Below are 25,033 nucleotides of genomic sequence, written 5' to 3' on the forward strand. Positions count from 1 at the left end.
TGTTGGCGCGCGGGTGACGTCGGCCCGCGCGCCAGTTCTTGGTTAGCGGGCAGCCTGGGTCAGCTGCTGCTGCAGATCGGCGATGAGCTGGTCTGCGCCCTGCTCTGGGGACAGTTGACCAAATGCCACCGCGTCATAGGCGCGATTGAGCGTATCAGTCAGCGCCTGGTAGCCGCCGGCCGGCCAAAACACCGGATTGGCGTCGTCGATCACGTCCTGATACAGCTTGATATGCTGTACTTGGGTGGGCTGCGTCTCAGGATCTTCAGCCTGAGCGGTTGCCAGAGCCGGAATGGACACCACGCCATTGTCCGATTCGTAGATCCCGGCAGCCTCTTCGTTCTGGGTCCAGAAGTTGATCCACTCGGCGGCAACAGGCACCAGTGCCTCATCACAGCTCGCACCAATTGCAATGCCATTGGCGCCAATATCCATGCCGACCGTTCCATCCGGACCAACCGGATAGGGCATGATGCCGATCGTGGTACCCGGGCTCACGGTATCCACCGTAGTCTGCACCGAACCAAGCTGGTTGGGCGGACGGTTGGTCATAAAGCCGCGATTATTGGCGATGTTGGATTCTTCGATCAGTGCGCTATTGTCGCTGATCATCACCTCGGGAGGCTCGGTGACCCCGGCAGTGCGCAGGGCTTCCCAATATTCGAACCACTGGATGGCGACATCCTTGGTGAAGCCGACATTCGAACCGTCGAACACATCCTCGCCATGCGACTGCACCCAGGTCACGAAGGCATCCTGCTCGCGACCCATATTGTGCACCGAGGCCGCGCCTTCGGGCAGATGCGGAAGAATGGCGGTGAGATATTCGGCGAACTCGTCCCAGGTGTAGGGATATTCGAGCGGTGCAACGCCAGCATCCGCGGCAGCTTGCGCCATCTGCTCATTATACATCAGGGCGAAGTAGAATACGCCATGCGGGATCATGTAAAGATTGCCGTCGGCACCACGCGCTGAGTTCAGCACGGGCTCAGGAATACCCGAGACATCGAGGGTTCCGTTCTCGACCAGCTCGTCGAGCGGCATCAGGATGTCGGGACGGGCATAGGTTGCCAACCAACGCGTCTGCATGGTGATGGCACAGGGCTGGTTGTTGCCGGTCGACTGGATCGTCAGGCGCTCCCAGTACGGCGACCAGTCTGCGTTCTCGCGAACGATAGAAACGTTCGGGTGCTGACCTTCGAAGAGCTGGATGATCTGGTCTGTCTTGTCGTTGCGGACCTGACCACCCCACCAGCTAAACCGGATCTCACCCTGCAGGTCACTATCCTGCGCGGCAGCGCCACTGGGCAGAACGGCCATGGACAAAGCCAGGACCGAGGTCGCGAGTAATGATCCTGCCAACCCCTTCTTAAGACGGAATTCTTGCATGGTTTCCTCCCTTTGCAAATTCCCTCGCCTGCGCGCCTGACAACCAGATCGCAGACAATTTCTTTCTAGCGCGACACCCTGCTCACCCCTCCGCGAGAACTTGGCGCCTCGTTACTATCCCATTCTTGTATGCAAGAAACACCGCTGTCAACGATAATGAGTCACTAATTTGCGTACGCCGTCTTACAGCTCGCTTGCACCCGCAAAGCCCTGCGTGCCATAGCAATCAACGCCGAACGCATGATATCAATCCACCTGCAATGGACGCACTGGATCAGGTGATGGTTACGCCCGTCATCGGGATCAAACGAGGCTCTGTTGTATGCAACTAAGAGATAAAATCGTCAGGTCGCTTCATGAACCAGTCCCATCGGGAGACCGTCAGGCTTTTGAATACGCCCTGGGTCCAGTAAGGGTCGGCAAAGGCAAACTTCTCGGCGGCCTCCTGCGACGCCGCACGCATCACGATCATGCTGCCGATCGGCTCTCCATCAGCATCAAGATACGGGCCCGCCAGGATCAGATCTTCGTCCAGCCCGGCATAGTAGGCCCGGTGCTGCGGGCGATATTCCAGTCTTCCGGCCATACCGTTCGCCTTGTCGCGGCCACTGACGATGAACAGCACTGCATCCTCCCCGACTAATCAGTGGTCTTCTGGTAGAGGCGCGACACCGAAGCGCCGTCTTCCATTTCGTTTCCGGCCTCAGCGTAAAGACGATATTGCCGCACGGCGACATCGAGGAGGGGCAATTCAAGCCCCAGATCGTGCACGAAGCGCTCTACCGATTTCAGGTCCTTGTTGACCTGGCGCACATAGCTGCGCGGTGGATCGAAGTCTTCGGCGCTCATCTGCGTGTAGATGCGCTGGAGGATTGCGCTATCCGCTAGCCCTCCCTTAAGGCAGACAGGCAGGAGATCCGGGTCAATCCCTGCAGCGCGGCAGCTCGCAAGGATTTCTGCCATAAGAATGTAGTTCGCGCCCACAATGGCCTGATTCAGGATTTTGGTTTTCTGACCCGAACCAAGCGGCCCCATCAGCGTGACATTCTGCGCAATATTGCCCAGCAACGGCTCTGCGTCTTCAAATGCCGAAGGATCGCCGCCGGCCATGATGGTGAGTTCGCCTTGGCGGGCTGGCGCGGGACCACCAGACATGGGCGCATCGATCCATTTTGCCCCCATCTCCTTTTCAAGACGGCTGGCCAGCTTCAGCGTCGCCTCCGGAGACGTGGTCGAAAGATCCACCAGCATGCGCGCGCCGCGCCCGGCCTCAGCAAAGCCGTTGGAACCGAAACAGACGCTTTCGATGGCCGCGTCGCCCAGAACGCAGACGAACACGACGTCTGAGTTCTTCCAGACTTCGGCCGGGCTCGAAGCCCATTTGGCGCCGCTGCCACGGATGGTGTCAAAGCGTTCCGGCTCCAGATTCCAGACCGTCAGATCATAGCCCTGCTCCCGCAACCGCTCAGCGATGGGCGCCCCCATGATGCCAAGGCCGACAAGGCCAAGGCGGGTGGAAGTGTCGAAGGCAAGCTTGGTCATCGCTCCGCTCCTTCTTGAGTCTGAATACGGTAGATGCGGGCGGCATTGTCGTGAAACAGCGCCTGCTGGTCCCTTTCGGGCAGGTCACTCACGCAGGCCATGAACCCATTGAAGATAGTGTCGAAGTCAGCCACGAGGCCGTCGACCGGAAAATTGGATGCGAACATGCAGCGCGCCACACCGAAGATCTCAATGGTGTCGCGGATGATTTGGCCATTCGCCTCTACGGTCCAGGCACGATCCTTCTGCCCAAGACCCGAAATCTTGATGGCAATGTTGGGGCACTCGGCGGCCCGTTTCAGGGCTCCGCGCCAGGCATTGAGGCCCTCTGAACTGCGATCCGAAGGCAGGCCGGTGTGATTGATGATGATCTGGGTGTCTGGAAACGCCGCAGCCAGATCGGCCGCTTCCGAGAGATGCCACCACGGCGTTTGCAGATCAAAGCTCAAGCCATTTAGCGCGAGCATGGCGAAACCACGCCGGAAAGCGGGATCCCCCATGCTGCCCGGTGCACCGCGAACAACCTCTTCGGGCCGCGCTGCCGCCTTTGGCTTGTGCCGGATGCCACGGACAAATCCGGTGTGGCCATGCGCCTCGAGCACGGACGCAGCGTCATCCCGGTCCAGCCAGGCCTGCGCCACCATCACGCTCGGCAGCCCTTCTTTCTTGCGAAGTGCCTCGACCCAGGCGACCTCACCCAGCGGGTCGACAGGATTCCATTCGGTTTCGATAAAGACGCTGCCAACAAGTTCAAATGCCGAGGCATCGCGCCGATAGTCGCCGGGCAGATAATTGCGCTTGAGCGCATCGTAATTGCCGTAGCGAAAGCTCACCGGCTTGTCGGCGAGCCAGGGCAGATAATTTGCGTCCAGATCCCAGAAATGCTGGTGTGCATCGATAACCCGCACATTTCCCTCCCTTGCGGGAGCCGGAGGGCCGGCTCCCGAAATCGATATGGCTAGGCTTGAAGTTCGGCGTAGAAGCGATCGATAGCGTCGGTATCGACACTCTCGTCATGGGTTCGCCCAAGGGCATCGTAGCGCTTGCGCCGGGCATTCATGTCGGCGACCAGCACCGCCTTGGCATGCAGAGCGACCTGCTTGGCGATCTCGATCGGCACAACGATCAAACCGTCGTCGTCGCAGCCCACAATGTCGCCAGGGCGCACCTGCGCACCCCCGATACCAATCGTGGTATTGAGTTCGACAACCTCGATGCGACCCGGAATGATGGTCCGGCCGCGCTCCCGACAAACCATCGGCGTCTTCTGCATGGTGACTTCGCCGGTATCGCGGCAATGACCATTGGTGACAATGCCAACTGCACCAGCAGCCTGCAGAGCAAGGACATTTTCAGACCCGAAGAAGCCGACCTCGCCCGAGCTGCCCACGTCGGTGACAACGACGCTGCCATCCTTGACGAGATCATTTAGACCCCGCCCGTTATGCCCGTGCTTGTTGAACCAGATGCCATGGGCCCCAACGATTTCTTCAGTTGTTTCGAGCGACCACATCGGCTTGTTGGCCGGGACGCAGCGTTGCGTGACAGCTGGCCCCCAGAACTTCATACCCAGCCAGAGCGGGCGAATTTCCTGGGATACCAGGCCAATATTGAAATAGCCCAGGCCATCCATGGCGTCCGCAACATCAACGACGCGCAAAGGCTCAAAAAACTTTCGGATATGATAGGGATCCACGGCTTTGCCGTCGGCATCCTTGGGCTCGTAAGACATGACGAATCCTTGCTGGCGCACGCTTGGCGCCACCCTTGTATGAGTGATTAGGACGGGCTCCCCCCGATCCACGTCGTCATTCTTGTATGCAAGGTTTCAGGGTGTCAACGCTTTTTGGCGCATATTTTTGCCGAAGAAGGAACTCGACAGGACAGCGCGCCCGGATATTGGGGGACGTCAAGCCGCCGCGCTAGTCGTCATTCTCCAGGCGAGACTGCAGGAATGGCAGGCTGTTCAAGAAGTGCTCCCTGGTCAGTTTGGCGAGCAATTGACCGTCCCTTGACGCCAGTGCCGTGAACATCTTGGTGTGTTCAAACAGGGCGCCCGTCCAGCGGCCGGTGTCCAGATTTGCCAGGGCGCGCGCGCGCTCCACCCTTGGCACCAGCGACTGCCACACCGTGTGAAGCACTGGATTTGCGGCAATTTCCACCGTTCTTTGGTGGATCTTCTGGTTAATTTGCATATAGGGCGCCCGCTCTTTGCGGGTGTGAAAGTCGATCATTTCCGCCAGCAAACGGCCGATCTCGCCAATCTCGGCTTCCGTGATTTTCTGGCAGGCCAACTCGGCAGCTATACCCTCGATTGCGCCAAACACGACGAACAGATGTTCAAGGTCCGGCGCATGCAGCTCGGACACCACAACACTGCGGTTAGGCAGCAGATCGACGAGCCCCTCTGCTGCAATCGTCCTCAACGCCTCGCGGACGGGTGTTCGCGACACGCCAAGCTGTTCGCACAATTGCACTTCTCGCAATCGCTCACCTGGCGGCAACTCTCCGGACAGGATCATGCTGCGCAGCTTGCCAGCGGCTTCTGCATGCAACTGCCCCTTTTTTCGCCCCAAGGAGTCGCCGGGTTCGTTGGCCAATGGCCCGTTTTCTGCGGTTTTGCCCATATCTGCTCGTATGCAGCTTTCACAAAAAAAGCAAGATGCCGAAATTCCGGCCTTGATTTTCAGCTAACACCAGTCTTGTATACAAGAATTGATTTCAGGAGGGGGCTCCGGCGCCGCCTTTCTGCACCTGGGAGGAGCCGATGTCCGAACGCGCTGCCAATGCGAGCCACCATGAAGAACCTGACAGCTTGCCGCCATTGACCGGCTTGCGCGTGCTGGACTTGAGCCAGGTCATGGCCGGCCCCTTCTGCTGCATGTTGCTTGGTGACATGGGGGCGGACGTGATCAAGGTGGAACCTCCTGAAACCGGCGATCAGACCAGAAAGTCAATGGGCTTCCGCATGAAGGGTGAGGATAGCCCGGGCTTTCTGGCGCTTAATCGCAATAAACGCAGCATTACGCTCAATCTCAAGACACCGGAGGGCCAGAATATTCTGCATAAGCTGGTCGAGACGGCAGACATTCTGGTTGAAAACAGTCGACCGGGTGTCAGCAAGAAGCTCGGGGCCGACTATGAGACATTGTCCCGGATCAATCCACGACTGATCTACGCCAGCATATCCGGCTTCGGCCAAACCGGCCCGTGGTCCCAGCGTCCCGGTTTCGATCTGATCGCTCAGGCCATGGGCGGGATCATCAGCGGCACCGGCATCCCGGGAGCAGAACCGGTCAAGTCGGGCATCCCGGTGGGCGATCTGGGTGCGGGTATGTTTGCCAGCTACGGCATCCTGTCCGCGGTGATCGGGCGCGAGCGCACCGGCAAGGGACAATATATCGATACCTCACTGCTCGACGCCGCCCTGGCGCTGTCTGTTTGGGAAAGCACAGAATACTGGGCGACCGGCAAGTCGCCCGGACCGCTCGGTACAGCCAACCGGATGAGCGCACCCTATCAGGCCTTTGCCGGATCGGACGGCAATTTCGTTGTCGGCGCCGCCAATCAGAAACTCTGGCTGATCTTCTGCGATGTGATCGGGCGTCCCGAGCTGAAGGAAGACCCGCGCTACGCCAACAATATCGACCGGGTTCAGCGTCGAAGCGAACTGGCCGACGAACTGAAACCGACTTTCCTTGCCCGTCCTGCCGAAGAATGGGTTGAGAAGTTTCTCGAAGCCGGCGTTCCTGCCGGGCCGATCAATGATTACAGCGTGGCGCTCGACAACGAGCACGTCCACCACCGCAAGGCCGTGATCGAAATTGAGCATCCTGTCGAGGGGAGCTTCAAGGCACTGGGCTTTCCAGCCAAACTCTCGCACACCCCAGCAGCGGTCCGTCGGCCGCCACCGCTACTGGGCCAGCACACTGACGAGATTCTGAGCGAACTTGGCCTGCTCGACGAGCAGAACCACAAAGCGATCCCGGTATGACGGAGCCAGTCGACCTCGGCCGTGTCCGTCTTGAGCGGGACGGTGCTGTCGCGCGGATCATCTTTGATCGGCCCGACGCCCATAACGCCTTTACCTGGGCCATGTATGAAGAGCTAGATGCCATTCTCGCCTCGATCAGCGAGGATCCGGACCTGCGGGTCGTGACGCTGCGCGGCGCTGGTGGAAAAGCCTTCGTCGCCGGGTCCGATATCTCCCAGTTCAGGGAATTTGACGGCGGCGCCGATGGCATCGCCTATGAAGCCAAGATGAACCGCTATTTCCAGCGCATCCTGGCGGTACCGGTACCCACCGTGGCCATCGTGGATGGTTGGGCGGTTGGTGGCGGGCTCAACATTGCCGCCTGCTGCGATATTCGCGTCGCCAGCAGGCGAGCCAGGTTCGGCAGCCCGATCGCGCGCACCATCGGCAATTGCGTTTCCATGCAGACCTACGCCCGTGTTGTCGGTGGCTTCGGGGAAGCGCGGGCCAAACGCATGCTGATGCTGGCAGAATTCATCGAAGCGGATGAGGCGATGGCGGCAGGATTTCTTGCCCGTCTGGTAGAGCCTGACGAAATCGACCAGGCAGCGCAGGAGGTAGTCGAGCGTCTGCTTGAAAATGCCCCCATAACCTTGCGCGTCAGCAAGGCAGCCATAGGCCGCGTCCTGGCCCGCGATATAGACCCGGCGGACGACCTCATCGGCCTCACCTATGGCAGTGAGGATTTTCGGCGTGGCGTCGAGGCCTTCGTCAGCAAAACCAAACCGGAATGGCAGGGCCGCTGAAGCGGCGGGAGGATTACTGTGAGCACGTCCAGCGACCGTATCAAGGTTTGGACCAGGGTCGATTTGATCTTCAAGGCCAGCACCAGGTTCAACAATCCCTATGCCGACGCGCAGGTCTGGGTAGACCTTGAAGGCCCTAATTTCTCCAGGCGCGTATACGGATTCTGGAACGGCGGAGACGAGTGGGTCGTCCGCGTGCTTGCCAACGCCCCGGGCGAGTGGCACTGGACCAGTGGCAGCAGCCCCAATGATACCGGACTATCGGGGCAATCCGGCAGGTTTGTCGCCGAGAGCTGGACGCCCGCAGAACTGGATGCCAATCCAAACCGACGCGGCATGATTGGGGCGACCCCGAATGGTCGTGGGCTGCAATACGCCGATGGCACCCCATTCTTTCTTCTGGGCGACACCTGGTGGTCTCTTCCCAGCTTCCGCTTTCCGCTTGCAGATGCAGCTACGACCACCGGCACGCTAGGGCCCCAGTCGACGCTCAATGACTATGTGGCCGTGCGCAAGGCTCAGGGGTTCAACTGCGTTGGCCTGATTGCGGCCCAGCCCGCCTGGGCCAATGACGGTAAGCCGAACAGCCTGCAAATGGACGATGGCACCTGGGTGCGGGCCGCCTGGAAACAGCCCGGCACCCAGTCTGCCAAGGACATGCACAATGAAGGCGGGCGTCCTTTCGAGTTTCCCGGCAAGGTGCCGGGCTTCGAGGACGTATTTCCCGACATGGACCGCATCAATCCGGACTATTTCAAGGTTCTGGATCGCAAGATCGATTATCTCAACGATCAGGGCATGGTGCCGTTCATTGAGATTTCGCGCCGCGACAGCGGCCAATGCTGGCAGAAATTTTACGACTGGCCGGAATCTTACGCGCGCTATGTGCAGTACATGATCGCTCGCTATGGAGCGCATATCACGCTGCTGAGCCCCATCCATTACGACTACTATGAACAAACGATCCCGGCGGAGGACTACAATGTCCCGATCGACCTGGCGATCAAGCGCTATGGCAAGCCGCCTTTCGGCACCATGCTGACGGCCAATCCCAATCCTTCGACGCTGGTCAATTTCGGGCCGGACAGTTGGATTGACCTGCACCAGTCGGGCAATGTGCGCGAGCACTATACCTATTGGTACCTGACCGAGATGTTTGAGGCCGAGCGCAAGCCGGCGATCAATGGCGAGCCCTATTATGCCGGGCTGCACCAGCTCGGGGAGCCTTACCCATTACGGGTGCCACCTGACAGTGAAGATGATCGCATCTATGTCCGCTCCGGCCTTTACGGCAGCTTCCTGTCAGGTGGGTTGGCCGGGTTCATCTATGGGGCCGAGGGCATCTGGCAATCCGACATCGAACCCGAATCCCTGCACAAGATGTGGGACAGCTTCGGTTGGAAATCGGGCAATCAGGTTCAGCACCTCAAGACTTTCGCGACTGTCGAGGGCCAGCGCTATCTTGAGCTGACCCCTTGCACCGAAATGGTAGTCCCCAACAAGACGGGCCCGGGATACGCCTATAAGGGGTGGAGCTATTGCGCGGCCACGCAGGACCGATCCTTGATCATGCTCTATTTCGAGGCCGACGCGCCGATGGAAGCAAGGCTGCGTGGGGTTAAGCCGGGTGACCAGTTCCAGCCGCGCTTCTTTGATCCGCGCAACGGCGATTGGCGCGAACCGGGCGAGGCCATTTCGGTGCCGCGCAATGGTGTGCTGCCCTTGCCACCCCGTCCCGATGCCGAGGACTGGGGCCTGATGCTACAGCGCCTCTGAGCGCAAGACGTTCCTCCCAGGGAATGAAAGCGCCGTGCCCAGATGGGCCGGCGCTTTCGCTTTGGTGGGATGAAAAAGGGGCGCCTTTCAGCGCCCCTCTGAACATGGCTGTGATCCCCTGCTATTTCTTCCGCAGCCGCTTCATGAAGTCCTCGCGGTTCTTCCTGTAGGGGTGCGGCGGCATGTCGGGGAACATGGATTGGGTGGACTCATCGGGCGCAATGCCAAGCGCTTCGAACAGCATGCCCCGGTCGTAACGATCATTCTCGGATTCCTGCTTGGCATAATAGAGCACGTCATCAATCACGTCCTGCGGCACCACGATGGCGCCATCGCCGTCCGCCACCACAAGATCGCCCGGACGGACTGTCGCGCCGCCAATCTCGACCGTTGAATTGGGCTCTCCGAATTCGACACGCCCCTGGTACATGGGCTGCACCACCCAGCGGTGCCAGCATGGCATGGCTTTCTGGTAGAGCTGCTCATCGGTGTCGCGTGCTCCGCCATTGGTCAGAACACCCTTCACCCCGTTCGCGGCCCAGACCATGGAATCCATCGAGCCAATGGCGGGTGTCTTCTGGCCCATGGTGTCGATGACCAGAAAATCGCCCTCCCCTACCTGCTCCTTGAAATCCCCCATGTTCCAGAGCTGACGGTACCAGTAGTCATAGGCCCATTTGGTATAGTCCTCGGGTGACAGTTCCGGTACTCGCTGCTGGGTCGGAATGTGCCGGTAGGTCTGGGCGAATCCGGCAGCCTTGGTGCGATAGAGCGGCCGGATTTCGGGATCAACCGTCCCGACGTGATGCAGCCCAACCCAATCCATGCCATCGCGGACATCGGTCACCCTGAGCTTGGCGACCGTATCGAGAATTTCCTTGCGCTTCTTGGCGTCCATTGATGCCTCCCTTGTTGATGATGTTCATTCGCCGCGCCGACGATCCATCTCGGCCAGCTTCTCCACGCGGCGGCGGAAATGCGGTTCGGTGCTGAATTCGGCGGCGAGGAATGCGCGCGTGACGTCGGCTGCGATCTGCGGCCCGATGATCCAGCCGCCAATGCAAAGCACATTGACATTGTCATGCTCGACACATTGCCGGGCGACATAGGTGTCATTGGCCACGGCGGCCCGAATGCCCGCAATCTTGTTGGCGGCAATGCAAGCTCCGGCGCCTGTGCCGCAGACGAGCACGACCCGATCCACCTTGCCTGCCTGGATCAAGCCAATGGCGGAGCGGGTGACATCGGGAAAATCCACCGGCTCTTCCGAAGTCGCGCCCATCTCGATCACATCATCGCAATGCTGGGCCAGGACGTCCCGGATGAACCGCTTCATCGGAAAGCCGGCATGGTCACAGGCCAGCCCGATGGCGGCTCGGCGCGGAATCTCCAATCCCCTCGCTGACAGCGTCTCGTTCACCTCGATCCTCCTCGTTTCCACAGAGCTCATACCGTGGTATTACCACTTTGACAAGGAGTGACGTTCATCGCGCGCTTGACAGGACCGGGCCAAGCCAGCCAATTCGCGCGGTACAAGGGGAAAGACGGGATGGGAGCAGGACTAACGCGAGAGCCAGCCGAAGAGGCAACCGGTTACGACCAGGTGTTTGCCTTTGTGCGCGAACAATTGCTCTCAGGACAGATGAAGGCCGGAGACCGTCTGCTACCTGAACGGGAACTGGCCACACGGCTCGGCGTCAGCCGCCCGGTGATCCGCGAAGTGCTGCGGGCACTGGCCGCCATCGGCGTGATCGAAATTCGCCATGGCTATGGCAGCGTGGTGCGGCGCCCCGATTTTGCCGAATTGGGCGACCTGTTCACCATGATGCTCGCCCAGCAGGGCGAAGTGGTTGAGGATGTGATGGAGGCGCGCATTGCCATTGAGCGGCAGGCCATCAGACTGGCCTGCGCCCGCGCAACGTCAACTGATCTTGCTGCACTCGGCAAGGCATTGCGGCGGGTTGAAGAAACCGTGACAGATCCGCAAATCGGCGGCGATGCCGACTTTGCCTTTCACGCTGCCCTGATCGCGGCTGCACATTCCCCGACCCTGGCGAGCTTGCACGCCGCCATCGCCGTCCTGCTCAAGCGCTCGCATCTGGAACGACGCGAGCGTATTACCAGCCTGGACGGCATTGAGACCTATTTGGTCGAACACCATCGCGAATTGCTGGCGGCCGTGGCGGCCAGAGACGCTGACAGCGCCGATCGGCTGCTGATGCAGCACTTTGCAATCGGCACCGAATATCAGCGGCGCGCGGCGGCCGAGCGTGACCGGAGCTCGTCTACCAGCTGACTGCGATACCTCCCAAATTCGAGATTGCCGAGCTGAGTGCCCTCTCGCCCAGCCCGCTCAGCTTGGTGCCACCGACGGGCGCCGCGGGGCCGGATGCCAGGCCACGGTTAAGCCCGACAGTTTCCGACGCCCGGATCATGCAGCATCGCCCTTATAGGTGGTGATGATATTGATTACCCCATCGGGCACACCCGCTTCGCGATAGATTTCTGCCAGGCACAAGCGGGACGCGCACCGGGTCGCGTTCTCGCCCGCTGGTCTGCCTGCCAGAGCCGACGCTCAAGGATGACAAGCCATTCAGTCTTAGCTGCCTCGTGATCTGGACCACGGCCCAAGCTTCGATCTTGGCCAATAACTATTGATTTAAGTTAGTCAGCCAAAGGCAGCGGTCGGATCAGCGCCTTGACGGCCACTTCATAGCCATAGGCCCCAAGGCCTGCGATCACTGCGTTGGCGCGCATGGAGACATAAGAGCGATGATAGATCGGCTCTCTCTTGTGAATGTTGGAGATATGCAACTCGATAACCGGGCCCTCCACCATTTTCAAAGCATCCAGCAGAGCCAGTGAAGTGAAGGTAAGGGCTGCTGGATTGATCACAATTCCGGAGCCCTCATCGATTGCCTCGTGAACCAAACCGATGAGTTTTTCTTCGCTGTTGGTCTGGTGAAAAATGACCCCACGCTCGCCGGCTGCAGCCCTGCACATCGCCTCCACCTCGGCCAGTGTCGTCGTGCCGTAAATATGCGGCTCGCGCTTTCCCAAGCGATTCAGATTAGGGCCGTTGAGGACGTAGATGGGCTTCATTTGGTATCCTTCGGATTAACCCTGGTAGCCAAACAGACGCGGCAACCACAGCACTGTTTCGGGCACGAAGGTGAACAGCATCAGCGCCGCCAGCAGCACAGCCAGGAACGGCAGCGTGTCGCTCACTATGTCCTTGAGTTTGGCGCCCGAGACCGTCTGCATCACGAAGAGCAGCATGCCATAGGGCGGGGTTATCAGGCCGATCATTACATTGACGACCGCGACGACGCCGAAATGCACCAAGTCGATGCCAAGAGCTGCAGCCGAGGGCACCAGGACCGGGATGATGATCAGGATAATTGCCGTTCCTTCGAGGACGCAGCCGAGCAGCAGCAGAACAACATTGACGAAGATCAGGAACATCACCGCATCGAGGTTCCATTCCGTGAGCACTGCGCTCAAAGACGCTGGAATGTTTTCGACCGTGACCACGTAATTGAGCACCAATGCGCCGGCGATCAGCATACCGATCGACACGGTGGTTTTTGAGCTGACCACCAACGACGAATAAAAGCTCCTCCAGCTGATCGAGCGATAAAGCACGATCGAGACGACGAGCGCATAGGCGGCAGCGACAGCAGCGGCTTCGGTGGGTGTGGTGATACCGCTGTAGATAAAGAATAGCAGCACAACAGGCATCATCAGGGCCGGTAGAGACTGCCAGGTGATTTTGGGCAGCTGCCGCAGCGGCACCGGGGCTTCCACCGGAAAGTTGTGCTTCTTGGCCTTGTAAAAAATGATCAAGGCCAGCGAGAGACCCATGATCACACCGGGAATGATCCCACCCATAAACAAGTAGCCAATCGACGCATCGGAAACCAGGGCATAGAGCACCATGGGTATGGAAGGCGGAATGATCGGCCCGATCACTGCCGACGAGGCCGTGAGCGCCGCAGCGAAGGAATTGGGGTATTTCCCGTCGCGCGTCATCAGCGAGTGGACCATTTTGCCGGTCCCGGCCGCATCAGCAATTGCCGAGCCCGACATGCCCGCAAAAACGATTGACTGCAGCACATTGACCAGCGCCAGACCGCCCCGGAATCGGCCGACCACGGCGTTGCACCAGACCAGTAGCTTGTCCGAGAGGGAGCCGATATTCATGAACTCGGCCGCCAGGATGAACAGCGGTACAGCCAGGATGATGTAGTTGGCGTACATGCGGTTGAGGAATTGCTCAGCCACGATCCCCATGTCTAAGCCGTTGAGGAGGAGATAGAGGATCGAGCCGCCGATCATCGACAAGCCAATCGGCAACCCTAGAACGGCCAGCACCAGAATTGCGGCAATACAGAGAAAGAAGGGGTCGGTGAGCAGTTCCATTATTTGGTCTCTTCCTGCTCTTCACGTCCCCAAACCGCCACGCCAGCGCGCCAGATATACCGGATCACGGTCACGACGGCGAAGACGATAAAGATGGAATAGACGTAGTCGTAGCGGATCTTGAGATAGGCGGTCTTTTCGACCTTCATGAACAAGATGTAGTCGATAATGGCGGGAAGGGCTGTCGCCAAAAGGACGACGATCGCCAGAGCGGTGATCACCGTCATCACGCGGCGCGCCTTGTTGCCTACTGCCGAATAGACAACGTCAAGCCGGACGTCGTCGCGGTCACGCAATACAAAGGCGGCGCCAAACAGGACGATCCACACCCACAGGATAGCGCTGATCTCATGCGCCCAACCTGTCGGCAATTGCAGCACGTAGCGAAACACAATCTGGATGATAAAGGCGAAGAACATCGCGCCCAGCATCAGCGCCAGAATGTTTTCAGCTCTTTTGGACAACCAGCGTCCAAGCTGGATCAGGCCGGCCATATCGTCCTCCCCGTCGATAGCAATGGGGGCACGCTATCGCCGTCGTCTCTGTATGAGAAATGCAAAAATGGGTGCCGCTCAATGGCGGCACCCGAACGCGTAATTACAGCGCGTTGATGGCGTCGAGCGCGCCTCCCGGCCAATCGTTGGCCAGATCGGACTCGAGATATTTCTGCTGCGCATAAGTGCGGAAGGCATCCTGATCGGGCTCATAGATATCCAGGCCCACGCTCTTGAAGCGGTCAACCAGTTCAGCCTCGCGCTTCAGGTGCTCTTCCTGGCTGAAGTCGATGGCAACCTTGGCAGCGGCCTGGAAGGCCTCCTGCTGTTCCGGGTTCATGGCGTCCCAGGCAGAGTTGCTGATCACCAGAAGGTCGAAACCAACCAGGTGTGAGGTCAGGACAATCTGGTCCATGACTTCGTAGAACTTCATGTTCTCAACGTTTGGCAGCGGGTTGTCCTGGCCGTCGATGGCACCGGTCTGAAGCCCTGTATAAACCTCGGCATAGGCCATTGGTGTTGGGTTGGCACCCAGCGACGTGCCCAGGAACTGCCAAGCATCGCCGCCCGGCATGCGCAGCTTGATACCGGCCATGTCCGCTGGGGTTGCGATCTTTTTGTCACCGCGCAAGCCAACCTGACGGGCACCGAAATAGGTCGGCCCGAGAATCTTGATGCCGAGCTGGTCTGACGCCATCTGCTTGAATTCAGCACCCACTTCGCTGTCAAAGAAAGCACGCAGGTGGGCAGCATCCCTAAACAGGTAGGCCGAGGTCAGCAGCGACCAGGCGGGAATCTGGTTGGAGATGTCCTGAGGAGCAATGTTGCCCAATTCCAGGTTGCCACGTTGCAGCGCTACCAGCTCGGTGCCCTGCGCAAACAGAGTTGCCCCGTAGTAGGGCTCAACAGTGGCAAAGTCCGCAACCTGCGATGAGAGCAGGTTGATCATTTCAGCGCGAATGTCCTGCTCCGAAAACACCGCAGAAAAGCGCAGCGTTGGATTATCCTGGGCAAGCGCCGGGAAGGCAGCTGCCAGCACCAGGCCACCCACCATAAGGGCGCGACGTGAAAGCGAAATATTCATCAATCTTCCTCCCTGGAATGTCTCACATTCCACTTTTGTTACCTTCGTGAGCCGAACCCACTGCGGCCCGGCATGATCCGTTGCGGGTCTTCACTCCCATCGAACGGATGTGCTCCGACACTGAAAACCTCCCGTCATCGGGCTGGATGCACTTTGTACGAAATGGTTCGTTCATGTCAATGGCGAGAATTTGACGCTGAAAGCCTACTTCCTATTTCTCAGCTAAACTGTTAACTATCAGACAATACTCACTTCGTCAGATAACTTTGATTATGTCCAGATACGATCTTTCGCAATCTGTCGGCGCAGCCACCTATCAACGCATGCGACAGGACATCATTGCCTGCCGCCTTCGCCCCGGAGACAAACTGCGGCTGGAGGGGCTTCGCGAACGCTATGATGCAGGCGTTAGCACGCTACGAGAGATTCTGAGCCGACTGGTCAGCGAGTCACTTGTAGTCGCGGAGGGGCAGAAGGGGTTTGCGGTTGCGCCAGTCACGCTGCAGGACTTGCGTGAAATCGCCGACCTCAGATTATTGCTCGAAAGCCACGCCCTCGCTCTTTCCCTGGCAGCGGGCGACCTGGAATGGGAAGGCCGCGTCGTTGCGGCGCATCACATACTGGCTGCCACTGAAAAGAAGTTGTTGGCAGGGCAGGAACGCCAGACGGTCAACTGGGTGCGATACGACTTCGCCTTTCACAACGCTCTCATCTCGGCATGCGGGTCACAGGTGCTCCTTGACCTGCATGCTGCAACGTTTGATCGCTTTCTGCGCTATCACATGTGGGCAGCCAGCTTCCGCGGTGCCGGCGTAGTCGATGATCATCAGGTGCTGTTCGAAATGGCGATCGCCCGCGATGTCGATGGCGCACTGACCATGTTGGCCACCCACGTCAATAGTGGCGTGGAGCATGTGCTGTTGACTGGGAGGCTGGACAGTTAAGCATTTGCCGCAAACGTCTTGCTCATTTCCGCGCTGTCCGGATCAATATCGGTGAACAGACGGAAGGCACGAGCCGCTTGGTAGATGGCCATTCCGCCGCCGGGCAATGTGCGGCATCCAAGCCTCGAGGCCTGGCGGATCAGTTCGGTTTCGCGAGGAAAGTAGATTATGTCGGCCAGCCATTGATGCCGACCAAGTATTGCCGGATCGAAGGGCATGCCCGGCAGCTTCTCCATCCCTACGGGTGTGGCATTCACCACGCCGGCCGCTTGGCCGATCGCTTCTCCTAATTGGTCGGGCATCAGGGCCCGGGTGCGAGCATTACTGGTTCGCGCAATATGAGTGGCCAGAATTTGCGCCCGTGCGGCGTCGGCATCGACGATGTCGAGTGAAGTGGCGCCAAGTTGGACCAAGGCATGAGCAATAGCCGCGCCGGCGCCCCCTGCCCCGACCTGCACGACATGGTCCATCTGTACCGCGCCAAGGCCGACGCGGACGCTTTGGGCAAAGCCCCAGCTATCGGTGTTGTGTCCCATGCAGCCGCCATGTCTCAACACCACCGTATTCACGGCGCCAATCAGATCGGCTTCCGGCGACAAATCATCGAGCAATGGCAGAATAGCTTGTTTGAAGGGATAGGTGATGTTCAGCCCTGAATAGCCACGCTCCTTGACTGCGGCTAGCATGGCCTCAAGGTCGTTGTCTTCGAGGCCAAGGCGGTCGAAGTCGATCAAGTCATAGCGGTAGTGGAGGCCGTGTCGTTCCCCTTCAGCTTCGTGCATGGCCGGTGTGAGCGACGAACCAATACCCCGCCCCAATAAGCCGACCCGCACGACCTTGTCTTGTCTACCAGCAAAACCGGAGCGCGCCGCATCAACGATCGCGAAGGCTTTTCGAACGCGATCACCTTGTTTAGTCACCGAGGAGCTCCCTGGCGGAAAACTCTCCGCCCTTGTTTTCATACGCCCCTCGCCATTAGAAGAACGTGAGGGCATTTTCTCCACAATGTACGAACTGGTTAGTTCGGTCAATTCGGAGAGTATTGGAAAGGCATTTTTTCCCGATGGCGGAAATGGGGTCGGATGTGAAAAAGGCAGGGCGCAGGACGCCTGCACGCCAGCAAGACCCGGAGGGAACGCGGGCCAACATTATCGAGGTGGCCAGCCAGGAATTTGCCCTCAACGGCCTTTCAGGCGCGCGGATCGACGAGATTGCCGCCAAGACGCGCTCCTCCAAACGGATGATTTACTACTATTTCGGCGACAAGGAGGGGCTTTACCTCAGCGCATTGGAAGCCGCCTATGCGACTGTACGGGAAGGTGAGGCTGAACTTGATATTGCCGGACTTCCACCCGTCGACGGGATGCGGCGCCTGGTGGAATTTACTTTCGACCATCATCACCAGCATGAAAACTTCATTCGCATGGTGATGATCGAGAACATCCACCATGGGCAATATCTGGAACGGTCAGGCGTCGTGCGGGAACTGAACGTCACAGCGATCGCCCGGATCAAGGAGCTCTATGAGCGCGGCGTCAGCGAGGGGCACTTTCGGCCGGGACTGGATCCACTGGAAATCCATTGGCAAATCAGCGCACTTTGCTTCTTCAACGTCTCGAACCGGGCTACATTCTCACAATTGTTCGCACGCGACTTCGGCAGTGCAGAAATGCAGATGAAGCTCAAGCAGAATACCAGTGAAATGGTCTTGCGCTATCTGGCACGCGAAGCCGCACCCAGGCTCTGAGCTCCATCAGGAGGGAGAGCGAAGGCCTGTCAGCGTCACTTGGCGGATGTCTCGTTGACCATGTTCTTTCACATCGGTACATTGTACGAACTGGTTCGTTCAGGATTGTGTCATGAAGACGTCTATCGCCACGGTTTCCATCAGCGGAGACCTTCGGGAGAAGCTGGAAGCCATCGCCGCGGCGGGCTTTGACGGGGTAGAAATTTTCGAGAACGACTTTCTCTCCTTTGACCGCAGTCCGGCCGAGGTGAGGCGCATGGCCTTGGACCTTGGTTTAGAAATTACCCTCTTCCAGCCGTTTCGGGATTTCGAGGGCCTGCCAGCGTTGCAACGGGCGCAATCCTTTGAGCGGGCCGAGCGGAAATTCGATCTCATGGAAGAACTTGGTGCGCCGCTCATGCTGGTCTGTTCCAACGTGGCGCCGGCGGCGCTCGGCGGCATTGATCGCGCGGCGGCCGATTTCCACGAACTGGGAGAGCAGGCACGCAAACGCGGCCTGAAAATTGGCTACGAAGCTCTTGCTTGGGGGCGGCACATCAACGACCACCGCGACGCTTGGGAAATCGTACGCAGGGCCGATCACCCCAATGTTGGCGTCATTCTCGACAGCTTCCACAGCTTGTCGCGCCGCATCGATTCCGATTCGATCCGCGCCATTCCCGGCGATAAAATTTTCATTGTACAACTGGCCGACGCACCGGCGCTTGATATGGACCTGCTCTACTGGAGCCGCCACTTCCGTAACATGCCGGGAGAGGGCGACCTCCCTGTCGTTGACTTTGCCCGCGCCGTGGTAGCCACCGGCTATGACGGTCCATTCTCGCTTGAAATCTTCAACGACCAGTTTCGCTCAGGCTCACCGCGCGCTATTGCCCAGGACGGACATCGATCGCTCGTTTTCCTGATGGACGAGGTCAGGGCGGCTGAGCCCGAGCTGTCTCATAGTTTGCCCATACTACCGCCGCGAAGAATGGTGAAAGGCGTCTCCTTCATCGAATTTACGGCCGATGAAGCCGAAGCGCAGAGCCTTCGGTCAATGCTCCGGCAACTGGGATTTGCGTTTACCGGCCGCCACAAAAACAAGAATGTGGAACGCTTCACCCAGGGCGACATCAACATTGTCGTCAACACCGAACGCGAGGGGCTGGCCCACGCTGCCTACGTGACGCACGGCACGTCCGCCTATGCAATGGGTCTTCTAGTCGATGACGCCCAGGCAGCGCTGGACCGCGCCAAAGCGCTGGGTGCCCAGCCTTTTCTGCAGGGTGTTGCGCCGGGAGAACTGGCGATCCCCGCGGTCCGGGGTGTCGGCGGCGGGGTCATTTATTTCCTCGATGACCACTCCGACCTTGCAAAGGTCTGGGACATCGAGTTCGAGCCGCTTCCCCCGCAGACGGGTGGTGCCGGGTTAATCGGATTCGATCATGTCGCCCAGACGATGAATTATGAGGAGATGCTCACATGGATTCTCTTCTACCGCTCGATTTTCGACGTGGACAAGGGACCAATGGTTGACGTTATCGACCCGTCTGGCCTGGTGCGAAGCCAGGTCATCTCCAATGAGACCGGCACTTTGCGCCTGACCCTCAACGGAGCGGAGAGTCACCGGACTCTGGCGGGCCGGTTCATCGCAGAAACCTTCGGATCAAGCGTTCAGCACATTGCCTTTGTGTCCAACGACATTTTCGCCACCGCGGCGAAACTTAAGGAAAACGGCCTGGTGACCTTGGAAATCTCGCCAAACTACTATGCCGACCTGGAGGCTCGGCTTGGACTAGGGGCTGAGACGATAGCAAAGTTGAAAAGCGCCAATCTGCTCTATGACCGGGACGAGAAGGGCGAGTATTTTCAGCTCTACTCAGCCAACTTCGGTGATGGTTTCTTCTTTGAGATCGTCCAGAGAAAAGGGGCCTACGCAGGCTTTGGCGCAATCAACGCGCCGTTCCGCATCGCCGCTCAGAAGCGTGCATCTCGCCCTGCCAGTGTCCCACGAAGGTGAGGTGCTGACCGCGACCTCCAAGTCACCCGCCTGCAATCCATCGACCTCCTTGCTTCTGCCAAACCGATTGCGTCCAGCTCGACAATAGGCTGCCTGCAACAAGGGTTCGACGTTTTGGCTATCCCCGGCTACGACCGGGTGACCGATATGGGGCGTGTTGCAGATCGGCAGGTCCGGATCCCAATCCGCTCCTCGACGCTTGCGGGGGCTGACCTGCGCGTAATAACAGCCCTTGGCCGCTTGCTAGAGAGCTCCAGCGTTGGACCGCCGAACGAGCTCATCCACAACAATGCGGACCCTGGGGAGTATCGCACGGGTTGCGGGCCATACAGCGCTGAACGATGATCGCACCCGGCACCTATCCGGCAACACTTCGACCAGTTCTTTTCGATCGATGTGAGGCTGCAGAAGGGACTGCGGCATTTGGCATAAGCCAAAACCGGCAACCGCCATATCTATGACCACCTCCCCGTCAGTCACCAGGTGTGTCGCTGGTGGTTCAATGGACGTCGCCCGTCCGTCCTCATCGACGAAGCGCCAGGGCGCCGCTCTGCCTGGTCTGCCACCGAGGACGCAGGCATGACTTTGGAGATCTCGTAGGGTTGTCGGCTCCCCTGCTTCTGCGAGATAGCCTGGCGCGGCGCAAAGAGTGAGGCGCTGCGATCCGAGCGGACGGGCAGCGATGTCGGTTCGGTCAGGCAACTCTCCAAAGCGAAGACAGAGGTCTACCCCTTCTTCGACAGGGTCGATGATCCGGTCCGAGAAGCTGGCTTCCATGCGAAGGTCGGGGTACGCCCTGAGGATATCCATAAGGATCGGCATGGCGATCCGCCGTCCGAACGCGGCAGGCATGTCCACACGCAGCACACCTCGCACCGAGCTGGCCTTGGACCGGGCGACGTCTTCCGCTGCGCGGAGCTGATCGAGTGCAGCTTCGGCTTGCTCGAGATAAGCCGCGCCTTCGGGCGTCAACGACAGGCGGCGCGTCGTCCGATGCAGAAGCTTGACCCCAAGCTTACCTTCCAATTGGGCCACCGATTTGGCGACGGCCGACTTGGTGATCCCAAAATGTGCCGCCGCCGCGGTGAACGACCCGGCCTTCACCGCGGCGATAAAGATTTCTACGCCAGCAAAAGCATTGGTAAGAGCCATCCGCACGCGCTCCAATTGACGACCTGAGGTATACGGTTTGACAACTAGAAGCGCAATTGTCCACAGGACGGGACGGGGCCATATCTGCGGTAACCAAGGAAATGCAGATGTCCCGTTTGTTCGATCCGTTGCAGGTTGGCGCTCTTACGCTGCCGAACCGCGTTATCATGGCCCCGCTTACCCGGAAACGTTCCGGCGTTGAGCGGGTGCCGAATTCCATGATGGCTGAATACTATCGGCAGCGGGCTGGTGCTGGATTGATTTTGAGCGAAGCGACCTCGGTGTCCCCACAGGGCGTTGGCTATTGGGGCACCCCGGGTATCTGGAGCGATGCCCAAGTCCAAGGCTGGCGGCACGTCACGCGGGAGGTCCACCAAGCCGGCGGTCGCATCTTCCTGCAGCTCTGGCATGTTGGCCGCATCTCCGACCCCGACCTGCTCGGTGGTGAGCGCCCCGTAGCGCCGAGTGCGATCGCTGCAGCAGGTCACGTCTCAGGATTACGCCCAAAGCGGCCGCATCCCGTTCCACGAGCTCTCGAAACCGAGGAAGTCCCTGGCATCGTCGAGGACTTTCGACGTGGCGCGCAGAGGGCTAAGACGGCCGGCTTCGATGGCGTCGAACTGCATGCCGCCAATGGCTATCTGATCGATCAGTTCCTACAGGACAAGACCAACGAGCGCACCGATCGCTATGGCGGCTCGGTCGAGAACCGCGCCAGGTTCCTGCTTGAGATCGTGGACGCGGTGATTGAGGTGTGGGGCCCTGATCGCGTCGGTGTCCATCTGCGCCCTCGGGGCGAGGAACACGATATGGGTGACAGCAATCCCAGGGCAATCTTCGGCTATGTCGCTGACGAACTGGCGAAGCGGAAAATCGCTTTCATTTTCGTCCGGGAGATTGAAGCGGAAGACAGCCTGCTTGGTGAGATCAAGCGCCGGTTCGGTGGTCCGGTCATCGCCAACGAACTCATGTCAAAAGACGATGGGGAGCGCTTGATCGAGAGTGGGCATGCCGACGCTTTGGCGTTCGGTCGGGACTACATCGCTACCCCGGACCTGGCCGAGCGCCTCCAACAGAACCTGCCATTGAACACACCGAACAAGGCCACGTTCTATGGAGGGGGACCTGAAGGCTACACCGACTACCCCAGATTGCTAACGTGAGGGAAGGCGAGCGGAACGATCGACTTCCGATCTGTGGAGGCGCGTAGACGCGAGCTGGTGGTTGGAGGCGGCGTCGGCCTGGCACCTGCGTTTCAAGTCGCCCTGCATCGATCGCTTGAGGCTTTCGAGGCCAGGCTGATACCTCGCGTTGCCTTCGCTGTCCTTGGTGCCGATGCTGGTATTATCGGCATCGGGCACCTCGCTCAGCAAACCAAACTAATGTAATATCTAGCAAACCAGACCGATACGAATCCGCCTTCGTTCAGATCGGCAGAAAGCCTCTGTTTCGAAGTCCTGCGTCCTTACCGCACCGACCGTCTTCAAGAAGTCAATTGACATCGCGAATGAACGTTGGGGCGCGTTGCCGATCGGCAGGTTATGGAAGCCCCCTGCCATTCCCGCCAGGCTCGCAGGTGACATTTGAGGGGGCCGTTTCCGGACAGTCCTGTACTGTTCACACCTTGCCCTAAGCGGACACTGACGTCAGCCGCCGCAAATAGCCGCGTGCCAGCCAGTGGAGCGAACGATTGTGGCAGGAGCTTTCTCGTCCAGCAGCGTGCCGTGTCACGACAACAGTTAACTCTCCAGCGCCGCGAGGTGATGCAAAAGGTCGAATCACTAGAATCCGACAGACCCCGCATTTTCAAGACCTGCGGTTCTGCGGTTAAATTCCAGCATCTGGGCCATTTCTCTCTCCGCGCCCATGGAGTCCCTCGCTCGGATTGCCTCGGCCACCTTGATGTGGCCCTCGCGTGTCACCGGCTCGGGGCTCTTGGCCAACACGCCATACTCATATGAAATCCACAGCATGGTGAGGATGATGGGGCGCAGTTGCCTCATCATTAGATTGCCGGTGGCTTCCAGAATCGTAGCGTGAAAGGTGCAATCCGCGTCGAAAAGGTCCTCAACCGACCCTGAGGTGGGATGCATTGCATAGGCCGCATCCGAGATGGTTGCTACCTGTGCTTCGGTAGCTCGAACCGCAGCCAATGCAGCTGCCTGGGGCTCGATAATGCTTCGGAGCTCGGTCGTTTCGGCGAACATGGATTGCAGCCTCGGATGGCTCGGCTCGTGCCATGCCACAACCTGAGCATCCAGAAGGCTCCATTCTTCGACCGGTCGCACACGTGTGCCGTAGCGGCGTGCCGTTCGCACCATGCCTTTTCCCGACAGAACCTTGATCGCGTCGCGAACTGTGGTCCGGCTGACCCCCAGTGAAGCAGCAAGTTCAGGCTCTGTCGGCATAATCTCGCCTGGACGATAAACATCATTCGCAATCCGTCGTCCCAGGTCGTCGACGGCGATCTTTGTAGCGCCAGTTGGAAGCGCCGATCCGATCACGGCGTAGAGAAGATCAGGCATTTTCGGACGCATCGCCGCCTGCGCATCATCGTCTGCCATTACTCACCTTTACATATGATCTAAAGAATTGCATCATCGCTAGTGATGGTGCTCCGGAAGCCACCAAACCGCCAACTTGGCCATAAGGCCGTTCTAGGGAGGACAACTATGTTTATGACCCGCTCCGCAATCGGCGCCCTGATGGGGGTGCTTTCTCTTTCTTCGGTCAGTATGGCTGACGAAATCAAGTTCGGCATCGGTGTGGCCGAAGGTGACTACCCCGAATACAACGCCGTGCTCCGCTTCAAGGAGTATGTCGAGTTCAAGACCAATGGCGACATCACCGTCCGCCTTTTCCCAGGCAATCAGCTCGGTGGCGAGCGCGAAATGCTCGAGCAGGTCCAGCAGGGCAGCCTCGAACTGACCTTGCCGGCCGACGGCGCCATGGCTGGCTTTTATCCACCCATGCAGGTCTGGTCGGTGCCCTACATCTTTGAGAGCGCCCCAATCGCCTGGGAAGTCATGAATGGCCCGTTTGGCGATGCCATGCGTGAGGACATTCTGGAGCAGACCGGCATGCGCGCTTTGGCCTTCTCTCAGAATGGCTTCCGCTCGTTCACAAATAATGTGCGACCGATCGTCAATCCCGACGACATGGCAGGGCTCAAGATCCGCACAATGGAAAGCCCGGTCTATATGGAAATGGTCAAGTCGCTGGGTGCCACGGCCGTTCCGATCAGCGGTGCTGAAGTGGTCATGGCCCTGCGTCAGGGCGTGGTCGATGGGCAGGAAAATCCGCCCGCAGTGGTCTACAGCGGTGGTGCCGGCGAAGTGCAGAAGTACTACACTTTGAACGAACACACCTTCGGCCTGCACGTCGTGATCGCCAACAACGATTGGTTTGAATCGCTCTCTCCCGGCCACCAGCAGATCATTCAGGACGCCGCCAAGCTGGCCGCCTGGACCGAGAACCTGCAGAAGACCGAGGGCGACTGGCTCTACAGCCGCCAGTTGGAGGAAGAACTGGGGATGGAAATCCACGTCTCCACTCCTGAAGAAAAGGCTGCCTTCCGCGACGTGGTGCAAGAGCCGGTGCTGCAGTTTATTCGCAGCAATGTCGGTGATGAACTGGTCGATGAACTTCTCGACGAAGTGGAGACTGTGAAGTCTCGCATGTACGGTTCCGAATAAGCGATCCCAT

The 25,033-nt window shown here is 59.0% G+C and carries 24 protein-coding genes; 9 read left to right on the forward strand and 15 right to left on the reverse strand.

All coding sequences use genetic code 11. The annotated features are described in order from the left end of the window. Positions 1-42: 42 nt before the first annotated feature. The 6 genes from GGR20_RS08500 to GGR20_RS08525 all read right to left on the reverse strand — a co-directional run bounded on the left by GGR20_RS08500 (position 43) and on the right by GGR20_RS08525 (position 5,531). Positions 43-1,389 (reverse strand): ABC transporter substrate-binding protein, encoded by a 1,347-nt coding sequence (locus tag GGR20_RS08500; protein WP_183310817.1) that lies wholly within the window; start codon positions 1,387-1,389, stop codon positions 43-45. A gap of 328 nt (positions 1,390-1,717) precedes the next feature. Beyond that, positions 1,718-2,014: a YciI family protein gene (locus GGR20_RS08505; RefSeq protein WP_183310818.1), complete on the reverse strand. Its 297-nt coding sequence runs from the start codon at positions 2,012-2,014 to the stop codon at positions 1,718-1,720. Positions 2,015-2,028: 14 nt separating this feature from the next. Further along, on the reverse strand, positions 2,029-2,931 hold the full coding sequence (locus GGR20_RS08510) for an NAD(P)-dependent oxidoreductase (protein ID WP_183310819.1): 903 nt from the start codon (positions 2,929-2,931) through the stop codon (positions 2,029-2,031). Continuing rightward, positions 2,928-3,839, reverse strand: a complete 912-nt coding sequence (locus tag GGR20_RS08515) for an amidohydrolase family protein (RefSeq protein WP_183310820.1) — start codon at positions 3,837-3,839, stop codon at positions 2,928-2,930. Before GGR20_RS08515 ends, GGR20_RS08510 begins: the two co-directional genes overlap by 4 nt. Before the next feature lie 50 nt (positions 3,840-3,889). Further along, positions 3,890-4,663 carry an RraA family protein gene (locus GGR20_RS08520; protein ID WP_183310821.1) on the reverse strand — a complete coding sequence of 258 codons (774 nt, stop codon included), beginning with the start codon at positions 4,661-4,663 and terminating at the stop codon, positions 3,890-3,892. A 190-nt stretch (positions 4,664-4,853) separates the two neighbouring features. Continuing rightward, a complete protein-coding gene (locus GGR20_RS08525; RefSeq protein ID WP_183310822.1) occupies positions 4,854-5,531 on the reverse strand; it encodes a GntR family transcriptional regulator in 678 nt (225 codons plus the stop codon). Between the two features lie 167 nt (positions 5,532-5,698). On the opposite strand from GGR20_RS08525, the gene GGR20_RS08530 reads away from it, so the two are divergent. The 3 genes from GGR20_RS08530 to GGR20_RS08540 are packed head-to-tail and all read left to right on the forward strand — an operon-like array spanning position 5,699 to position 9,486. After that, a complete protein-coding gene (locus tag GGR20_RS08530) occupies positions 5,699-6,925 on the forward strand; it encodes a CaiB/BaiF CoA transferase family protein (RefSeq protein WP_183310823.1) in 1,227 nt (408 codons plus the stop codon). Then, positions 6,922-7,710 carry an enoyl-CoA hydratase/isomerase family protein gene (locus tag GGR20_RS08535; RefSeq protein WP_183310824.1) on the forward strand — a complete coding sequence of 263 codons (789 nt, stop codon included), beginning with the start codon at positions 6,922-6,924 and terminating at the stop codon, positions 7,708-7,710. The genes GGR20_RS08530 and GGR20_RS08535 overlap by 4 nt, the downstream gene beginning before the upstream one ends. Before the next feature lie 18 nt (positions 7,711-7,728). Further along, positions 7,729-9,486 (forward strand): apiosidase-like domain-containing protein, encoded by a 1,758-nt coding sequence (locus tag GGR20_RS08540; RefSeq protein WP_183310825.1) that lies wholly within the window; start codon positions 7,729-7,731, stop codon positions 9,484-9,486. 121 nt (positions 9,487-9,607) lie between these two features. On the opposite strand, the gene GGR20_RS08545 is transcribed toward GGR20_RS08540, so the two are convergent. Both GGR20_RS08545 and GGR20_RS08550 read right to left on the reverse strand, forming a co-directional pair. Beyond that, positions 9,608-10,384 (reverse strand): RraA family protein, encoded by a 777-nt coding sequence (locus tag GGR20_RS08545; RefSeq protein ID WP_183310826.1) that lies wholly within the window; start codon positions 10,382-10,384, stop codon positions 9,608-9,610. Between the two features lie 24 nt (positions 10,385-10,408). Next, entirely contained in the window at positions 10,409-10,906 is a 498-nt protein-coding gene (locus GGR20_RS08550) for an RpiB/LacA/LacB family sugar-phosphate isomerase (RefSeq protein WP_253560203.1), read from the reverse strand. A gap of 129 nt (positions 10,907-11,035) precedes the next feature. Here GGR20_RS08550 and GGR20_RS08555 point away from each other — a divergent pair, with 129 nt between their 5' ends. Further along, positions 11,036-11,782 (forward strand): FadR/GntR family transcriptional regulator, encoded by a 747-nt coding sequence (locus GGR20_RS08555; protein WP_183310828.1) that lies wholly within the window; start codon positions 11,036-11,038, stop codon positions 11,780-11,782. Between the two features lie 368 nt (positions 11,783-12,150). Here GGR20_RS08555 and GGR20_RS08560 read toward each other — a convergent pair whose 3' ends face one another. The 4 genes from GGR20_RS08560 to dctP all read right to left on the reverse strand — a co-directional run bounded on the left by GGR20_RS08560 (position 12,151) and on the right by dctP (position 15,486). Continuing rightward, positions 12,151-12,588: a type II 3-dehydroquinate dehydratase gene (locus GGR20_RS08560; protein ID WP_183310829.1), complete on the reverse strand. Its 438-nt coding sequence runs from the start codon at positions 12,586-12,588 to the stop codon at positions 12,151-12,153. Positions 12,589-12,603: 15 nt separating this feature from the next. Beyond that, on the reverse strand, positions 12,604-13,908 hold the full coding sequence (locus GGR20_RS08565) for a TRAP transporter large permease (RefSeq protein WP_183310830.1): 1,305 nt from the start codon (positions 13,906-13,908) through the stop codon (positions 12,604-12,606). Further along, the gene (locus GGR20_RS08570; protein ID WP_183310831.1) at positions 13,908-14,402 is read right to left on the reverse strand and encodes a TRAP transporter small permease; all 495 of its coding nucleotides are present in this window, start codon (positions 14,400-14,402) and stop codon (positions 13,908-13,910) included. The genes GGR20_RS08565 and GGR20_RS08570 overlap by 1 nt, the downstream gene beginning before the upstream one ends. Before the next feature lie 103 nt (positions 14,403-14,505). Then, on the reverse strand, positions 14,506-15,486 hold the full coding sequence (dctP, locus tag GGR20_RS08575) for a TRAP transporter substrate-binding protein DctP (protein WP_183310832.1): 981 nt from the start codon (positions 15,484-15,486) through the stop codon (positions 14,506-14,508). Between the two features lie 272 nt (positions 15,487-15,758). Between dctP and GGR20_RS08580 the strand changes: the two genes are divergently transcribed. Further along, positions 15,759-16,430 carry a GntR family transcriptional regulator gene (locus GGR20_RS08580; protein ID WP_420827436.1) on the forward strand — a complete coding sequence of 224 codons (672 nt, stop codon included), beginning with the start codon at positions 15,759-15,761 and terminating at the stop codon, positions 16,428-16,430. On the opposite strand, the gene GGR20_RS08585 is transcribed toward GGR20_RS08580, so the two are convergent. Next, entirely contained in the window at positions 16,427-17,461 is a 1,035-nt protein-coding gene (locus GGR20_RS08585) for a shikimate dehydrogenase (RefSeq protein WP_276511901.1), read from the reverse strand. The two genes, GGR20_RS08580 and GGR20_RS08585, sit on opposite strands and share 4 nt — an antisense overlap. A 41-nt stretch (positions 17,462-17,502) precedes the next feature. Between GGR20_RS08585 and GGR20_RS08590 the strand changes: the two genes are divergently transcribed. Together GGR20_RS08590 and GGR20_RS08595 are read left to right on the forward strand one after the other, a co-directional pair. Further along, on the forward strand, positions 17,503-18,177 hold the full coding sequence (locus tag GGR20_RS08590) for a TetR/AcrR family transcriptional regulator (RefSeq protein WP_183310870.1): 675 nt from the start codon (positions 17,503-17,505) through the stop codon (positions 18,175-18,177). Between the two features lie 112 nt (positions 18,178-18,289). After that, positions 18,290-20,176, forward strand: a complete 1,887-nt coding sequence (locus tag GGR20_RS08595; protein ID WP_183310834.1) for a bifunctional sugar phosphate isomerase/epimerase/4-hydroxyphenylpyruvate dioxygenase family protein — start codon at positions 18,290-18,292, stop codon at positions 20,174-20,176. A gap of 243 nt (positions 20,177-20,419) precedes the next feature. On the opposite strand, the gene GGR20_RS08600 is transcribed toward GGR20_RS08595, so the two are convergent. Next, the gene (locus GGR20_RS08600; RefSeq protein WP_183310835.1) at positions 20,420-21,328 is read right to left on the reverse strand and encodes a LysR family transcriptional regulator; all 909 of its coding nucleotides are present in this window, start codon (positions 21,326-21,328) and stop codon (positions 20,420-20,422) included. A gap of 107 nt (positions 21,329-21,435) precedes the next feature. On the opposite strand from GGR20_RS08600, the gene GGR20_RS08605 reads away from it, so the two are divergent. Next, entirely contained in the window at positions 21,436-22,491 is a 1,056-nt protein-coding gene (locus tag GGR20_RS08605; protein ID WP_276511902.1) for an alkene reductase, read from the forward strand. Positions 22,492-23,109: 618 nt separating this feature from the next. Here GGR20_RS08605 and GGR20_RS08610 read toward each other — a convergent pair. Then, on the reverse strand, positions 23,110-23,892 hold the full coding sequence (locus tag GGR20_RS08610; RefSeq protein ID WP_183310836.1) for a FadR/GntR family transcriptional regulator: 783 nt from the start codon (positions 23,890-23,892) through the stop codon (positions 23,110-23,112). Positions 23,893-24,006: 114 nt separating this feature from the next. Here GGR20_RS08610 and GGR20_RS08615 point away from each other — a divergent pair, with 114 nt between their 5' ends. Further along, on the forward strand, positions 24,007-25,023 hold the full coding sequence (locus GGR20_RS08615; RefSeq protein ID WP_210283122.1) for a TRAP transporter substrate-binding protein: 1,017 nt from the start codon (positions 24,007-24,009) through the stop codon (positions 25,021-25,023). The last annotated feature ends 10 nt before the right edge of the window (positions 25,024-25,033 follow it).

The organism is Devosia subaequoris (genome assembly GCF_014197055.1).
Lineage (GTDB): Bacteria > Pseudomonadota > Alphaproteobacteria > Rhizobiales > Devosiaceae > Devosia > Devosia subaequoris.

Coding starts and splice junctions, on each gene's coding strand:
- GGR20_RS08570 (WP_183310831.1), bottom strand. CDS start 14,402: ATGGCCGGCCTGATCCAGCTTGGACGCTGGTTGTCCAAAAGAGCTGAA.
- GGR20_RS08510 (WP_183310819.1), bottom strand. CDS start 2,931: ATGACCAAGCTTGCCTTCGACACTTCCACCCGCCTTGGCCTTGTCGGC.
- GGR20_RS08560 (WP_183310829.1), bottom strand. CDS start 12,588: ATGAAGCCCATCTACGTCCTCAACGGCCCTAATCTGAATCGCTTGGGA.
- GGR20_RS08530 (WP_183310823.1), top strand. CDS start 5,699: ATGTCCGAACGCGCTGCCAATGCGAGCCACCATGAAGAACCTGACAGC.
- GGR20_RS08610 (WP_183310836.1), bottom strand. CDS start 23,892: ATGGCAGACGATGATGCGCAGGCGGCGATGCGTCCGAAAATGCCTGAT.
- GGR20_RS08595 (WP_183310834.1), top strand. CDS start 18,290: ATGAAGACGTCTATCGCCACGGTTTCCATCAGCGGAGACCTTCGGGAG.
- GGR20_RS08565 (WP_183310830.1), bottom strand. CDS start 13,908: ATGGAACTGCTCACCGACCCCTTCTTTCTCTGTATTGCCGCAATTCTG.
- GGR20_RS08555 (WP_183310828.1), top strand. CDS start 11,036: ATGGGAGCAGGACTAACGCGAGAGCCAGCCGAAGAGGCAACCGGTTAC.
- GGR20_RS08545 (WP_183310826.1), bottom strand. CDS start 10,384: ATGGACGCCAAGAAGCGCAAGGAAATTCTCGATACGGTCGCCAAGCTC.
- GGR20_RS08605 (WP_276511902.1), top strand. CDS start 21,436: ATGTCCCGTTTGTTCGATCCGTTGCAGGTTGGCGCTCTTACGCTGCCG.
- dctP (WP_183310832.1), bottom strand. CDS start 15,486: ATGAATATTTCGCTTTCACGTCGCGCCCTTATGGTGGGTGGCCTGGTG.
- GGR20_RS08500 (WP_183310817.1), bottom strand. CDS start 1,389: ATGCAAGAATTCCGTCTTAAGAAGGGGTTGGCAGGATCATTACTCGCG.
- GGR20_RS08535 (WP_183310824.1), top strand. CDS start 6,922: ATGACGGAGCCAGTCGACCTCGGCCGTGTCCGTCTTGAGCGGGACGGT.
- GGR20_RS08520 (WP_183310821.1), bottom strand. CDS start 4,663: ATGTCTTACGAGCCCAAGGATGCCGACGGCAAAGCCGTGGATCCCTAT.
- GGR20_RS08615 (WP_210283122.1), top strand. CDS start 24,007: ATGACCCGCTCCGCAATCGGCGCCCTGATGGGGGTGCTTTCTCTTTCT.
- GGR20_RS08590 (WP_183310870.1), top strand. CDS start 17,503: ATGGGGTCGGATGTGAAAAAGGCAGGGCGCAGGACGCCTGCACGCCAG.
- GGR20_RS08580 (WP_420827436.1), top strand. CDS start 15,759: ATGTCCAGATACGATCTTTCGCAATCTGTCGGCGCAGCCACCTATCAA.
- GGR20_RS08600 (WP_183310835.1), bottom strand. CDS start 21,328: ATGGCTCTTACCAATGCTTTTGCTGGCGTAGAAATCTTTATCGCCGCG.